We start from the raw sequence: 12,868 nt of genomic DNA on the forward strand, positions 1-12,868 counted from the left end.
CTCCGCCGGTGCCCTCGAGCAGGCGAGGCTCTTCTCGTGGGAGGCCACCGCCGACGCCACGGCGGACGTCTACCAACGGGCGAGGGCCCGCATGCGATCCTCGGTCAGATGAGCACCGAGTCGCCCGACCGCGAGCCCGTCGAGATCCTGCGCGACTACCTGGTCGCCAACGACTTGGAGTTCGAGGAGCCCGGCGAGGGTGTCTTCTCCTTCGCACTCCCCGGCGAGAAGAAGCTGCAGACGGCGGTGCGCCTCGACGTGGGGCCCCACGCATTGTCGGTGCACGCCTTCGTGTGTCGTGCGCCCGACGAGAACCACGAGCAGGTCTACCGCTGGCTGCTCCAGCGCAACCTGCGCCTGTATGCCGTGGCGTTCGCGATCGACCGTCTCGGCGACATCTACCTCGACTCGCGGCTGCCGCTCAGCAGCATCAGCGACGACGAGCTCGACCGGCTGCTGGGCTCGGTGCTCTCGGTGGCCGACGAGTCGTTCAACACGATCCTCGAGCTCGGCTTCGCTTCTTCGATCCGCAAGGAGTGGGACTGGCGCAAGCTGCGCGGTGAGCCGACGCACAACCTCGAGGCGTTCCGCGGCTGGCTCGAGGCCGAGGACTCGGTCGCCGGCGAGCCGAACTGACGGATCCCGTCAAGCTCCTCGAGCCTCTCAGGAACGCGGATCAGGCGGTGTCGGCCCGCTCGGCGCGGCTGGGGAACAGCTGAGCCGACGGCATCGGGCGACCCAGGTGATAGCCCTGACCGAGTCGGCATCCCATCGCCCGAAGGTGGGCGGCCTCGAGCTCGCTCTCGATCCCCTCGGCCACGATCCGGACCCCGAGGGTCGAGACGAGCTGCAGCACCGCGCGTGCGAGCTGGAAGTCCGACGGGCTGGCGCCGATGCCCGACACGATTGATCGATCGATCTTGACCGTGTCGATCGGAAGTCGCTGCAGGTGCATGATCGAGGAGTAGCCGGTGCCGAAGTCGTCGATGCCGAGCGCCACCCCGAGGTTCGTGATGCCCTCGAGGGTGCGTCGGACCACGGGGTCGTCGGAGACCACAGCGGTCTCGGTCATCTCGAGCAGCAGCTGCTCGGGGGAGATGCCGGTGTCCTCGATCACCGCATCGAGGTGGTCGACGTACTCGGGGCTGCGCAGCTCGAGCGGCGAGACGTTGACGTGCATGCGGAACTCGTGGTCGACCAGGCCGTGCCACTGCGCGAGCTGGTCGGCCGCCGTCCGCAGGACGTGACGACCGAGGAGCGTGACGAGACCGCTGCGCTCGGCGGCCTCGATCGTCGCTGCCGGTGAGAGCATCCCGAGCTCAGGGTGCGTCCAGCGCAGCAGCGCCTCGGTGCCGACGAGTGCTCCGGTGCGCAGGTCCTGCACGGGCTGGTAGTGAAGCGCGAGCTGGGACGGGTCGTGGGCCAGGGCGTGGGCGAGGTCGCGCACCATGAGCAGGTCGAACGGCGCGTCGTCCTCGTCGCCGGGCTCGTGCCACAGGACGTCGCCGACGGCGCAGCCGTTGGCCCGTACGACGGTCGCGCGCACATCCTGGACGGCGATGCGTTCATCGTCGCCGTCGTGCACGAGGCGGGCGCCGACAGTCATCACCGGCCACACCATGTCGCCGTTGAGCGGGATCAGGGTCCGCACGCGCGAGGCGAGGTGCGACACCTGGGCGTGGGCCATCTCGCGTCGCACCCGGACCACCATCAGGAAACCGCCGAGCGGCTTCACGCGCAGCAGTCGCGCGGGGAGGTGCTCGTGCTCGAGCATGCGTCGGGCAAGCTCGGTAGTGAGCGACTCGAGGGCGGCCGTGCCGTGGTAGTCCACGATCTCGGCGGCGTTGGACAGGGTGACCGCGAGGAGGGCCAGGGTGTGCTCGTCGTCGACGCAGATCTGGCGCAGGTCGCTGATGGAGTCGACCAGGGAGCCGGTCGTCGGGAAGGACGCGCCGTCCTCGTCGAAGTCGTCCCCGTGGTTGTGGCTGTGATTGTTCTCGTTGGTCATCGGGCGACCTCGAGCAGACGACGTGCGGACACGGGCGCAGGCGCGGCAGGCGGCGTGATTGCCCACGGCAAGTCGGCATCGCGCAGCACGCCCACCAGCACGTCGACCGCGACGCCGCGGTCGAGGTAGGCCGTGGCCCCCAGGGCGGTGACGGTCGAGATGTCGTCGGCGCTCGCGCCCTCGGAGATCACGACGACCGGGGTGCGGCGCAGGGCGACGTTCGTGCGGATCAGACGCAGGACGTCGGCCGCGTCACCGGTCGGCAGGTGCAGCTCGGTGACGACCACAGCCGGCGGCGGACTGTCGGAGCTCAGGTAGTCCTGGACGTCGGAGATGTCCGCGCAGGCGAGGACAGGGTTGACCAGGCGACCGAAGGACAACGCGTCGCGGGTGGCGTCAAGACCGTTTTGGTCGTGTGCGACGACCAGGACAGGCGACAAGGACGGAGGGAAAGGCGACATGGGGGAGTCTCCGAAGCAGCAGTTTCATCGGCGGGACCGAGTGGGGGTGAATCAGATGCGTGTCTCTTTGTAGGGGATGCCGCGTCGCTGACGTAGACGTTTGCCATAATGTGCGTTACCGGTCTAGACCAATGCTGCCTGACTTTGCTGGAGAGTAGTCACAACGGGCTAGACGAGTCCGACCGTTCGGAGGTACGTCGCCGCGATCGGATCGCCCGCAAAGAGCCCGATCGCCGCGCCCACCAGCATGAAGGGGCCGTGCGGCACTGCCTGCCCGCGTTGCAGGCGCCCGATGCTCATGAGTCCGACGACCACCACGGCCCCCACCGCGAACCCCGCCATCAGTCCGACGAGGCTGGGCCCCAGTCCCCAGAGGCCGAGGACGACGCCGAGGAGCGGTGCGAGCGCCACGTCGCCGAGCCCCATCCCGCGGCCCGCGGTGAGCAACCAGATGCCGCCGTACAGGGCGAACCAGATCGCCACCGAGAGCGCGACGACCGGGAGGTCGATGCTCGCCCCCGCGACCAGGCCGGCGACGAGCACCACCGCGACCAGGGCGGCGGCAGCTCCGGTAATGGCGAAGGGGAGGCGGCCGTGCTCGAGGTCGATCAAGGCCAGCGCGATGCCGGCCGCCACCACGACCAGCGCCGCGCCCAGCAGGACCGGGTCGCTCAGACGCCAGGCGGTGAAGGCGAAGGCTGCGCCGGTCACTGCTTCGACCAGCGGGTAGCGCACCGGGATCGTGATGGCGCAGTCGCGGCACCGTCCGCGCAGCAGCAGCCACGACACTACGGGCAGGTTGTCGCGAGCCCGGATCTCGTGGTCGCACCCCGGGCACGCCGAGGGCGGGCTGACCACGGACAACCCTGCCGGGACGCGGTGCACGACCACGTTGAGGAAAGAGCCGATCAGCAGCCCCAGCACCCCGGCGGCGGTGACGACGTACGCCGTCGGCAGCAGCTCCCAGGTGCTCACTGGTGCGCTCCCGTGTGGGCGCGGCCGTCCGCGAAGGCGGAGGACGGGCGGGTCGACGACATGATGCTCTCCGGGTGGTGGGGCGTGCGGGTGCTCACCGAGGTCATCGGGACGACGGCAGCGCGACTTGACCGGAACGGCGATGCGGTGGCGGGCCGGTCCGCTCAGGCTCCCAGGTCGAGCACCCGTTCGCGCCGCCATGACGCGCACCAGTCGCGGAGCTCGGCGAGGGGCGCCGGCCGGCAGACCAGGAAGCCCTGCAGGACGTCGCAGCCGAGCCGGCGCAGCGCCGCGGCCGCGGCCGCCCCCTCGACCCCCTCCGCAACCACCCGGATGCCGAGGCTGTGGGCGGCGTTGATCAGGGCGCGGACCAGCCGCAGGGTTTCGTCGTCGTCAACGAGCGCCGCGATCGACGGATCGACCTTCACCTCGCGGACGGCCGGGTTGCTCCACAGCGCCGTGAGCGAGGACCGTGCGGTGCCGAATCCGCGGATGCTGACCGCGAAGCCGTCGCGGCTGAGGGTGTCGAAGACGTCGGAGCTCTCCGGGGCCAGGCCGGTCGCCGACTCGCTGATCTCCAGGACGATGTCCTGCGTGGAGAGGCCGTGACGCTGCACGGTGGCGTACAGGTTGTCGACGAGGCCGCGGGCGAGCATGTGGCGGCGCGTCACGTTGATGGCGAGCCGGGCACCGGGTGCGAGCCGTTGCAGCTCGGCCATGTCGCCCAGCGCGCCCTCGAGCACGGCGAGCGTGATCGGACCCATCGACCCGGTGCGTTCGGCGAGCGGGATGAACTCCCGTGCCTTGAGCAGGCCGAGCTCGTCGTGGTCCCAGCGCACGAGCGTCTCGAACCCGACGATGTCGCCAGTCGTCATCGACACCTGCGGCTGGTAGTGCAGCAGCATCTGGTCGACGGCCCGACCCGCGCGTAGGTCGGCAAGGAGCCTCCGGGTGCGCCCCTCGTCCAGCGACCCGGGCGGGGTGCTGGCCCGCCACTGGCAGGACCCGGCCGTCTTGGCGGCGTACATCGCCTGGTCGGCGGCGCACAGCAGCTCCTCCACCGTGTTGCCGTCCTGGCCGTAGGAGGCCAGGCCGACCGAGACACCGACCGAGAGGCTCAGGTCGTCGACCTCCAGCGGCATCGTGAGGGCCCGGATGAACGCCCGCGCCCGGGCGGCTCCCGACTCGGGCGCCTCGAGCGGGGCGCTGAGCACGGCGAACTCGTCGCCACCAAGGCGCACGACCAGGTCGCCGTGCTCGGCGGTTCTGCGGAGCCGGGCGCCGACCTCGGCCAGCACCTGGTCACCCACATGGTGGCCCGCGGCGTCGTTGAGCTGTTTGAAGCCGTCGAGGTCGAGCACGAGCAGCACTGCGGGCCGTCCGACCTCGGCGGCGTTCGCCAGCAGGAGTGGCCCCTGGCCCAGCAGCGCCTCGCGCCGGGCCAGCCCGGTGAGCGGGTCGTGGTCCGGGGGGGCTGGGGGTGCGACGACGGTCGGCAGGGCGCCGTCGACGGTGCTTGGCTTCATGACGACCTTCCGACGTGGTCACGAGATCGCGATCGGGTCCGAGCGCGTGGGTGGGCAAGGGGTGAGCAAGGGGTAGGCAGGGAGGTCCCCCTGGTGATATGGGGTTGCCCAAGCATCGAACGCGGGCCGGGCACACTTGAGCCTGCTCGCAGAAGAGGGCCGACCCTTTCCTGCTCGCAGGGTCGGCGCGGCCGGGTGAGCTCGCCACCCTTGAGCGCTTTCGCCACTACAGTGACGGCGTGACCGACGACGACCTGCCGCTCAGCGGGCAGCGCCGCACGATCAAGGACGCGGTGTCCTCCCCCCACCTGGCCTCGGTGAGCCTCGCCGAGCTGCGCACCTACCGCGAGCACCTCCGCGCGGAGGAGGCGCGCATCTCCTACTGGCGCCGCCTCATCCACGCGCGGGTCGACCTGTTGCGGGCCGGCAGCCTCGGCGACTCGCCGATCGACGTCGACGCCCTCGCTCGGGTGCTCGGCGACACCGGCACGGGCCACGTGCGCCAGGCGCTGCACCGCGTGCGCGCCGCCGACCCGCTGCCCGACCTGCCCGCCCTCGCCGGGGTGTGGGTCACGCCCTCCGACGCCGCCGAGGCCGCCGAGGCCGTCGAGCTGCTGGGGGCGGCCGAGCAGACATTGACGTCGTACCGACGGGCGCTGCACGACCGCATCGACGAGGCCACCGCCGAGCTCATCGTGCGCTACCGCGCCGATCCCAGCCGAGCGCTGGAGATCCTGAGCTGATCCTCACGTCGCGCCGGTCCCTGCCGGTGTGGCCAGGTGAAACCGGGTCCTCCCTCCGCGGTCTTCCACCCCGCGACGGACGCTAGGGTTCCTGGTGTCCAGCACCCGACGGCGCACGCGCGAGGAGCCCCACATGACCACGGCCGACGCCGAGGAGGTCAGCGACCTGTGGCGGCGCTACCGGGAGACCACGTCGCCCGAGCTGCGCAACCAGCTGGTCCTGCAGTACTCCCCGCTGGTCAAGTACGTCGCCGGCCGCGTGCGCAGCGGGCTGCCGCAGACCGTCGACTCCGCCGACCTCGTCTCCGAGGGCGTGATCGGGTTGATGGACGCGATTGCGCGGTTTGAGCCCGACCGCGGCTGGACCTTCCAGACCTACGCCGTGCCTCGAATCCGCGGCGCCATCATAGACAGCATCCGCGCCGCCGACTGGGTGCCGCGCTCGGTGCGCAGCAAGCTGCGCGACGTCGAGAAGGCCCGCGAAGCGCTCCAGCTGCGGCTGGGCCGCGCGCCTAGCGATCAGGAGCTGGCGGCCGAGCTGCAGCTCTCGACGCAGGAGCTGCGCGACCTGCGCGAGCGGCCGACTGCGGTGTCGCACGTCGGGGATGACGAGGTGGCGGCGCTCGACGACCTCGCGCCTGCTGTCGACGCCGCGCTGGAGGACGAGAGCACCCGGCAGACCCTGCTAGACGCCCTCAAGACCCTGTCCGAGCGCGACCAGATCGTCATCGCGCTCTACTTCTTCGAGGGCCTCACCCTGGGTGAGATCGGTCAGGTGTTGTCGGTGACGGAGTCGCGCGTCAGCCAGCTGCGCAGCCGCGCCACCGCCTCGCTGCGCCAGGGCCTGGCCGAGGCGCTCTCGTCGTAGGAGCCCGCTTCGAACGTTCGTCCTGTCAGGTCGGTGGCGTGGGGCGGGTACGCGCCGTACGCCGGGCGACCGCGACGCCCACCAGTGCCAGCGCTCCACCGAGGTAGGCCATGGGCGGTGGCACCTCGTCGAGCAGCACCAGGCTCATCACGATCGTGATCACGGGCACGACGTACGTCGTCACCCCGAGGCTCGAGGCCGTCATGTGCTGCAGGGCGTAGCCGTAGGTGGTGAACGCGATCGCCGTCGGAAAGACGCCGAGGTAGACCATCCACCACACCGAGGAGGCCGCGGCGTCGCCGACCTCGGAGACGAGCGTACCCGCGAACGGCAGGCACGCCAGGGCCCCGACGGTGCAGGCCAGCCAGGTGACGTGCAGCGACGACAGCTTGGCGACCAGCGGCTTTTGGATGACGACGCTGACCGAGTAGACGACGGCGGCAACCAGGCAGAGCAGGACGCCGACGAGGTCGCTGTTGGTGCCGCTGGAGTCGCCGGACAACGCGATCACGGCGACCCCGGAGAAGGCCAGCGCGAGCCCCACGGTTAGCTGCACGGTGAAGCGCTCCGAGAGGAACAGCGCCGCCAGTACCGCGATCAGCACCGGCGAGACCTGGATGAGCATCGCGGCCGTGCCGGCGTCGACGCGCTGCTCGCCCTCGTTGAGCGCGACCATGTAGACGGCGTACCAGAGCAGCCCGATGACGACGATCGAGCGCCACTGCCGGGCGGTCGGGCGGGGGAGGCCGCGGGGCAGGGCGAAGGCGGCCAGCACGATGGCGCCCACCGCGAGGCGGCCCAGGGACAGGGCTCCGGCCGAGAAGTCGTGACCGAGGTGGCGGATGGCCACGAAGGCCGAGGACCAGAGGAGCAGGGTGACGGCCACCGCCGCGAGCGGCGCCCAGACCGGTGGGGAGGTCGTGTCCCGCGTCGAGTCCACCGTCTGCGTCATGGGTCAAGCCTAGGGACATCCGTGACGCCCACCTAACGGTCAACAAACGTCGTGCGGCGGTTTCTTGCCCATCTCGGCGTCGGTCGTCCGGGCGGCGGTGATCACCGGGAGCAACGCGGCCGGGGAGGCGGCCTCGGCGGCCACGGCCACCACTGCGTCGGCCAGCTCGGTGGCCGGGGTGCCGGGGCTCGACGCGAGCACGTCGATGCGATCCGCGGCGAGACGCAGCCGGATCGCCAGGTCGTGAGCGGACGCCGTCACGGCGGGGGTGGTCGGGCCGGCCACGGCGGGTGAGGCGGTCGTCGGGGTGGCGCCGCCGAGGACGAAGAACGACTCGAGGTCGGCAGCGAGTCGGTCGGTCGACGTCATCTGGGGTGCGGGGTCCTGCGTCGCCGACCCGGTGCCGACGCGAGCCGCGCCCGTCGCGACGTGGGCTGCCCCGATCTCGGCCAGCAGTGCCGCCGCACGCCGCTCTTCGCGGGCCCTCGCCTCCCGTCCGGCTGATCGGACCCGGTGGGCGATGTAGGCGCAGCTCCCCAGGACGGTCAGGCCGATCACGACGAACAGCACGATGTTGGTCAGGAGCATCAGTCGTCGTCCCTGTGGGGGAGGGGAGGTGGGTGGCCAGGATACGACGGCTTGACCCACCCACGGCTGGCTTCGCGCGGTATCCACCATTCCTCGGAGGTCAGGCCTGCTGCCCCCAACCCCTCGGTCGGGGATCATCGCGGTCCGGGGCTCAACCGGGCACCCCGGTCGGCCGATACCCGTCATGACCAGCCCCGTCAGACGATCACCCGAGGTCACCATGTCCAGAGCCCAGCAGATCCTGCCCCAAGTCGCGCCCGAGATCTTCATGGCGCTCACCCGCGAGCTCGGCTTCGTCCCCGGCCGCGCGCTGCGTGCAGTGCCGGCTGCCGCTGGGCCCGACGTTGTCGTGACGGCGGAGGCGGCAACGTCGCTGAAGCTGTCGGACGTGTCGACCGAGACGTCGGTGGCGCTCGCGGAGGTGCCGGGCCTCTCGGTGTGCGAGCCCCGCGCGCAGCTGTCCAGTCTGACGGAGCTGACGGCCGCGCCGACCCTCATCGCCCACGGCCCGGCCCGGCCCGCCCCCGTCGCAGCGGACGAGGCGGTCCCCGCGCAGCGCTCGGCCGGCGTCGTACCGCCGGGGCTCGGCTCCTACCTACCGCACGACGAGGTTGTGGAGGAGGACTCCTTCGACGAGCCGGCCACCGTCGTCCTCGACCTCGTTCCTTTGGAGGAGATCCCTCAGGCTGAGGTGGCTGAGGTGGCCGAGGTGTCGGACGTCCGCGACGGGACTGCCGCCAACCAGGCCGACCACCCGGTGGACGTGGCGGACGTGGCGGACGCGGGGAGCTTCTTCGCTCGCCGCGTGCCGAGCATGCCGCCCATCGCCCAGGGCAACGGCTGAGGAAGCATCTCCCCGGTGGTTCCCCGCGTGAGGCGCGGCGGTTGGCCAGACCGGGGTCAGGACCCCGCGTGCCGCGACGATGGCACGTCGACGAAACGAGTGAACCGATGACCATGGGGACGGAGCAGCGCGTGAATGAGTCGACCGGTACGGCCGCCATCCCGTGGCGCTACGTCGACCTCGACCTGCTCGAGGTGTGGCTGTGGGAGACAGAGCACTTCGAGGCCAAGGTGACGGCCGAGCCCAACTGCTTCGCCTGGGAAGTGGGCGACCTGGTCGTCTCCAACGACGGCATGCCGCGCTGGCTCACCGGCGGGCGGGCAGTCGACTTCGCCACCGCCGAGCAGTCGATCCGGGAGGTCATCGGCAAGTCCTACCCGGTCCGGTTCGGCTACCGCCCCTACGCGGGGCGCCTCGCCACCACGTTCCTGATCGCGACGGGGGAGAGACTCGACCTCGGCCCTTTCCACGGGACCCGCGCGCTGGTGAGCGTACGCATGCCCGGCGGGGCCGACCAGTCGTTCCTCGGTCGCTGCAGCATCCAGCACTACGAGCTGCTCCTCACCACCGACTCCGGCCACCAGGTGAAGATTCAGCCGCCCTACATCGTCAGCGTCACCGGCGAGAACGGCGCGACCGCGCGGGCGTCGGCCTCGAGCTCGTCGTTCGTCGGGGTCGGCGGCGGCCGGATCTACAAGGGCAAGATGGTGAACGGGTGCACCGGCTCACACGGCTTCCTGCCCGACACCATCGAGCACGACGGCCCCCCGTGCCAGGTGCACGAGTCCACCGTCCCCCGCACCGCCACCGGCCGCCGGGCCTGACCTGACCGAGGGGGCTGCAGTGCAATCGGTCCCTGAGGCGAACTCGCCGGCCCCTTGTCCTCAAGAAGCCCCTGCTACAGGACGACTCTCAGGGAACAGACGGCCGGGCCGGTCGTCTGTTCCCCACTGCGCACGGCAAGGACATCGAGATGACCACGAGACCGTCCCGTCACGAGACGGTGCCCGGCCTGTTGAGCGTCGCGGCGACCCGGGGGACCGGGTGCGTCCACGTGGTCGACCGGGGCGAGGTGCGTTCCGGGCAGGTCTACCTCGTCGACGGTGCGCTCGTGGCGGTGAACGTCGACGGCTTCCAGCCCCGGGTGGGGCACCGGCTGCGCTCGGGCGGCCTCGTCGTCGCCGACGCCTTCGCCACCGCGCTCGCTGCGTGCGGGGGCGACGTCCGGGCACCGGGTCTGGGCCAGGAGCTGGTGGACCGCGGCCACCTGGACGCGCCCGTGCTGGCTGCGGTACACCGCGAGATCACGCTGTCGGCCGTGGGCGCGATGGCGACCTGGGTGGGAACCCAGGGGATTTTCGTCGGTGACGAGACCACCGACTCGTTCACGATGGAGCCGGTAGCCATCGCCACCGTGCTCAAGGCCGTCGTACGACGCCGCCAGCGCTGGGAGCTGCTCTGGGGCGAGATCGCCGGCGGGCTCGCCGTGGAGGAGTGCTTCCCGACGGCCGCCAAGCTCCCCGACGGTGTCGCGCCCCTCGCCGTCCCCGCCGAGGCCGAGGCGCTGCTGGCGGCGATGACTGGGCAGCGCAGCGTCGACGAGGTCGCGGGGGAGTGCGGCCTCACCCGCTTCGAGACCGGCTACCTCCTCCACGCCCTGGTGCGCGCCGGCCGCGCCGGGATCAACGCCCGGCCAGGGTCGGCCACCTACGGACTGCACGTGCACCCGGTCCCCGAGTACACGTCGGTGACGGCGGTCGACCCGGCTCCCGTGCGCCCGCCCGGCGGCCGCTTCTCGCAGGTGCCCCGGCTGCCTCCCGCGCCGGCGACGGTCGACTCGCAGGACTCCGACCTGCCCCACCCGACGGCCGGCGGCGCCCCGGAGCCGGTCCCGTCCGACGCGAAGCCCCACGCCGTCCCGGGCACTGCGGAGGCGGCACGCGCCGCCCGCGCGAAGACCCGCGCCGCCCTCAACGATCACCTGGCGGCCGTCGACGACGTGCAAGCCGCGCTCGCGCGGATCCAGCAGCACGCCGCAGACCTCCAGCTCGACGTACCCAGGATGGTGAAGGCCGCCGGGGACGCCGCGCACGCCTTCGCCCAGATCGCCCAGGAGGCCGAGGTTGCGGAGGTCGAGCTGGCGGCCGCGCAGGAGGCGCTCGCCCGAGCCGGTGAGCGGGTCGGCGCCGTACGCCGGGCAGCCTCCGAGCTCGAGGCACGACGAGACGCCACCGACGAGGACCTGCGCCGCGTCCGGGAGCGCGCCGCAGCCGTCACCGCCGAGCAGCAGCGGCTGCGGGCCGACGCCGAGCGTCTCGCCGTCATCACCACCGAGCTCCAGGGCCGCGTCACCGAGGCCGACGCGCTCGAGCGCGTCACTCCCTCCGACGCGGGCTGACGTCCGCGGCCGCGGGAGATTGCGCCGGCGCAGGGCTACGGTGCCGCGACCGAGCGGCCGATAACCACTGCAGCACGTGGCGCCTGCTCCCGCTCCCGGGACGGACGCCGGACCACCGAGCAGAGGAAGACCAGCGGTGACCATCGTTACCAACACTCCCGAGGTGCTGTACGCCGACACGACGAGGCGCATCGCGAGCTATCGGTCTCTCGCACGTCGCCACGCCACCGAGGGCAACGCGTTCGGCGCCGTCACCGCGACCTGGGCTGCCGACATGAACACCGTTCAGGCCGTCATGTGGGAGCGCGTCATGATCGCCTCGCCAACGCCCGACCAGCAGTTCTTCGACATCGCCACCACGGTGGCCCGGGCCCTGGCGCTCTACGCGCTGCACCCGCCGGTCGCGACCACCGCGACGGAGGCGGTCCTGGCCGCCCGCGCCGGACTGTCGACCGCGTTCGACGCCTCCGCACTCGCCCTGATGGAGCGACGCCTGTCGCCGCTGGACCACCTCGACGGCCTGCCCGCACCGACGGTCGCCGAGATCGCCGAGGTGACCCGGCAGCGGCTGGGCGACGAGACGCTGGAGCAGGCGATCGCGGCCCGCGCGGACGAGGCGCGCCACTGCATGGCCGCGGCCCTGCAGCGTCTCAGCGACGGGCGCGTCGACGACGCCCTCCCCCTCGCGTGGCAGGCCGACTGGGCCACGCTCGAGGCCTACCTGCTGGAGGCGGCAGCTGCCGTGGGCGACGAGGCGCTGGTCAGCGTCGACCTCCGGTGGGCCTTCGCCGTTGACTCCACCGACAAGATCGAGGCGCTCTCCCCGGACTTCCACCAGGCCGTCACGACGATCCGCGCGCGCCTCGTCGAGTCGCTCGGCACCATCGAGGGCGACCGACTGCGCCAGCGCTTCGAGCCGATCGACGGTTGAGCCACCGGCTCCCCGGTGTCATGCGGACCTCGTCCCTGGGGGACGAGGTCCTCGTGCTTGCGGCCGACGCCAACGGTGGTCGAGGAGGTCGGTCGCGATCGTCTCGAGCCGGTCTCGAGACCGGCTGGCCGAAGCATCCGCTCGACCAGCCCCCAGCCCGACCAGCTGCCGCTACGACGACGTCGGGCCCCACCTCGCCGAGGTGGGGCCGATGCCGGGGGTGGGCGTCGACTACTGCGCGGCGGCGCTGCTCGCCGGCGGGACGGCGGCCGGGTCGGCCTGCGCGGGAGCCGGGATGGCCGGGGCGTCGGGGTCGGGGACCTCGGGGAGCAAAAACATCGAGCCCGCGACCGTCAGCGTGTAGCCGGCATCGGCGCCGTCTGCGGAACCGTCAGCCGTCGCTGCGCTGAGCCCCGCGGTGTCGAACAGGTAGGAGCGCTGCTGGTCCTCCATGGCGGCGAGGAAGCGGCGCAGCTGCGCCGAGGTGCCGGTGACGGTCGCCGCGACCTCCATTGTGGCGAGTCCCGCGACCGGTGCGGCGCCGGCCCAGACGCCTCCCACGCATCGCGCCACT

Annotated in this window: 14 protein-coding genes; 7 read left to right on the plus strand and 7 right to left on the minus strand. The window is 71.9% G+C overall.

All coding sequences use genetic code 11. The features are described 5' to 3' along the window. Positions 1-108: 108 nt before the first annotated feature. The gene (locus VOI19_RS03960) at positions 109-636 is read left to right on the plus strand and encodes a YbjN domain-containing protein (protein ID WP_323791654.1); all 528 of its coding nucleotides are present in this window, start codon (positions 109-111) and stop codon (positions 634-636) included. A gap of 40 nt (positions 637-676) precedes the next feature. Here VOI19_RS03960 and VOI19_RS03965 read toward each other — a convergent pair whose 3' ends face one another. The 4 genes from VOI19_RS03965 to VOI19_RS03980 form a co-directional block, all read right to left on the minus strand. Continuing rightward, positions 677-2,008, minus strand: coding sequence for an EAL domain-containing protein (locus VOI19_RS03965; protein WP_323791655.1), 1,332 nt, complete (start codon positions 2,006-2,008; stop codon positions 677-679). Beyond that, positions 2,005-2,448 carry a hypothetical protein gene (locus VOI19_RS03970; protein WP_323791656.1) on the minus strand — a complete coding sequence of 148 codons (444 nt, stop codon included), beginning with the start codon at positions 2,446-2,448 and terminating at the stop codon, positions 2,005-2,007. The genes VOI19_RS03965 and VOI19_RS03970 overlap by 4 nt, the downstream gene beginning before the upstream one ends. Positions 2,449-2,637: 189 nt before the next feature. Next, complete coding sequence (locus VOI19_RS03975) at positions 2,638-3,444, minus strand: prepilin peptidase (RefSeq protein WP_323791657.1); 807 nt, start codon at positions 3,442-3,444, stop codon at positions 2,638-2,640. Positions 3,445-3,608: 164 nt separating this feature from the next. Next, entirely contained in the window at positions 3,609-4,970 is a 1,362-nt protein-coding gene (locus VOI19_RS03980) for a putative bifunctional diguanylate cyclase/phosphodiesterase (protein WP_323791658.1), read from the minus strand. A gap of 239 nt (positions 4,971-5,209) precedes the next feature. Between VOI19_RS03980 and VOI19_RS03985 the strand changes: the two genes are divergently transcribed. Then, on the plus strand, positions 5,210-5,713 hold the full coding sequence (locus VOI19_RS03985; protein WP_323791659.1) for a hypothetical protein: 504 nt from the start codon (positions 5,210-5,212) through the stop codon (positions 5,711-5,713). Between the two features lie 94 nt (positions 5,714-5,807). Beyond that, entirely contained in the window at positions 5,808-6,581 is a 774-nt protein-coding gene (locus VOI19_RS03990) for a FliA/WhiG family RNA polymerase sigma factor (protein ID WP_323791660.1), read from the plus strand. A gap of 25 nt (positions 6,582-6,606) precedes the next feature. On the opposite strand, the gene VOI19_RS03995 is transcribed toward VOI19_RS03990, so the two are convergent. Beyond that, positions 6,607-7,533, minus strand: coding sequence for a DMT family transporter (locus VOI19_RS03995; RefSeq protein WP_323791661.1), 927 nt, complete (start codon positions 7,531-7,533; stop codon positions 6,607-6,609). A gap of 39 nt (positions 7,534-7,572) precedes the next feature. Further along, positions 7,573-8,121, minus strand: a complete 549-nt coding sequence (locus tag VOI19_RS04000; RefSeq protein ID WP_323791662.1) for a hypothetical protein — start codon at positions 8,119-8,121, stop codon at positions 7,573-7,575. 220 nt (positions 8,122-8,341) lie between these two features. On the opposite strand from VOI19_RS04000, the gene VOI19_RS04005 reads away from it, so the two are divergent. From VOI19_RS04005 to VOI19_RS04020, 4 genes are all read left to right on the plus strand, one after another. Next, positions 8,342-8,965, plus strand: a complete 624-nt coding sequence (locus VOI19_RS04005) for a hypothetical protein (RefSeq protein ID WP_323791663.1) — start codon at positions 8,342-8,344, stop codon at positions 8,963-8,965. Between the two features lie 131 nt (positions 8,966-9,096). Next, on the plus strand, positions 9,097-9,789 hold the full coding sequence (locus tag VOI19_RS04010; RefSeq protein WP_323791664.1) for a hypothetical protein: 693 nt from the start codon (positions 9,097-9,099) through the stop codon (positions 9,787-9,789). 149 nt (positions 9,790-9,938) lie between these two features. Next, positions 9,939-11,363, plus strand: a complete 1,425-nt coding sequence (locus VOI19_RS04015; protein ID WP_323791665.1) for a hypothetical protein — start codon at positions 9,939-9,941, stop codon at positions 11,361-11,363. A 136-nt stretch (positions 11,364-11,499) separates the two neighbouring features. Further along, entirely contained in the window at positions 11,500-12,294 is a 795-nt protein-coding gene (locus VOI19_RS04020) for a hypothetical protein (RefSeq protein ID WP_323791666.1), read from the plus strand. 231 nt (positions 12,295-12,525) lie between these two features. Here VOI19_RS04020 and VOI19_RS04025 read toward each other — a convergent pair. Next, on the minus strand, positions 12,526-12,868 hold a 343-nt coding region (locus VOI19_RS04025), incomplete at its 5' end, for a hypothetical protein (protein ID WP_323791667.1).

It is taken from the genome of Nocardioides sp. (assembly GCF_034670285.1).
Taxonomy (GTDB): Bacteria; Actinomycetota; Actinomycetes; order Propionibacteriales; family Nocardioidaceae; genus Nocardioides.

What these genes read in the sequence shown, in the direction of transcription:
- VOI19_RS03980 (WP_323791658.1), bottom strand. Translation starts at nt 4,970, where the DNA reads ATGAAGCCAAGCACCGTCGACGGCGCCCTGCCGACCGTCGTCGCACCC.
- VOI19_RS04000 (WP_323791662.1), bottom strand. Translation starts at nt 8,121, where the DNA reads ATGCTCCTGACCAACATCGTGCTGTTCGTCGTGATCGGCCTGACCGTC.
- VOI19_RS03960 (WP_323791654.1), top strand. Translation starts at nt 109, where the DNA reads ATGAGCACCGAGTCGCCCGACCGCGAGCCCGTCGAGATCCTGCGCGAC.
- VOI19_RS04005 (WP_323791663.1), top strand. Translation starts at nt 8,342, where the DNA reads ATGTCCAGAGCCCAGCAGATCCTGCCCCAAGTCGCGCCCGAGATCTTC.
- VOI19_RS03965 (WP_323791655.1), bottom strand. Translation starts at nt 2,008, where the DNA reads ATGACCAACGAGAACAATCACAGCCACAACCACGGGGACGACTTCGAC.
- VOI19_RS04015 (WP_323791665.1), top strand. Translation starts at nt 9,939, where the DNA reads ATGACCACGAGACCGTCCCGTCACGAGACGGTGCCCGGCCTGTTGAGC.
- VOI19_RS03995 (WP_323791661.1), bottom strand. Translation starts at nt 7,533, where the DNA reads ATGACGCAGACGGTGGACTCGACGCGGGACACGACCTCCCCACCGGTC.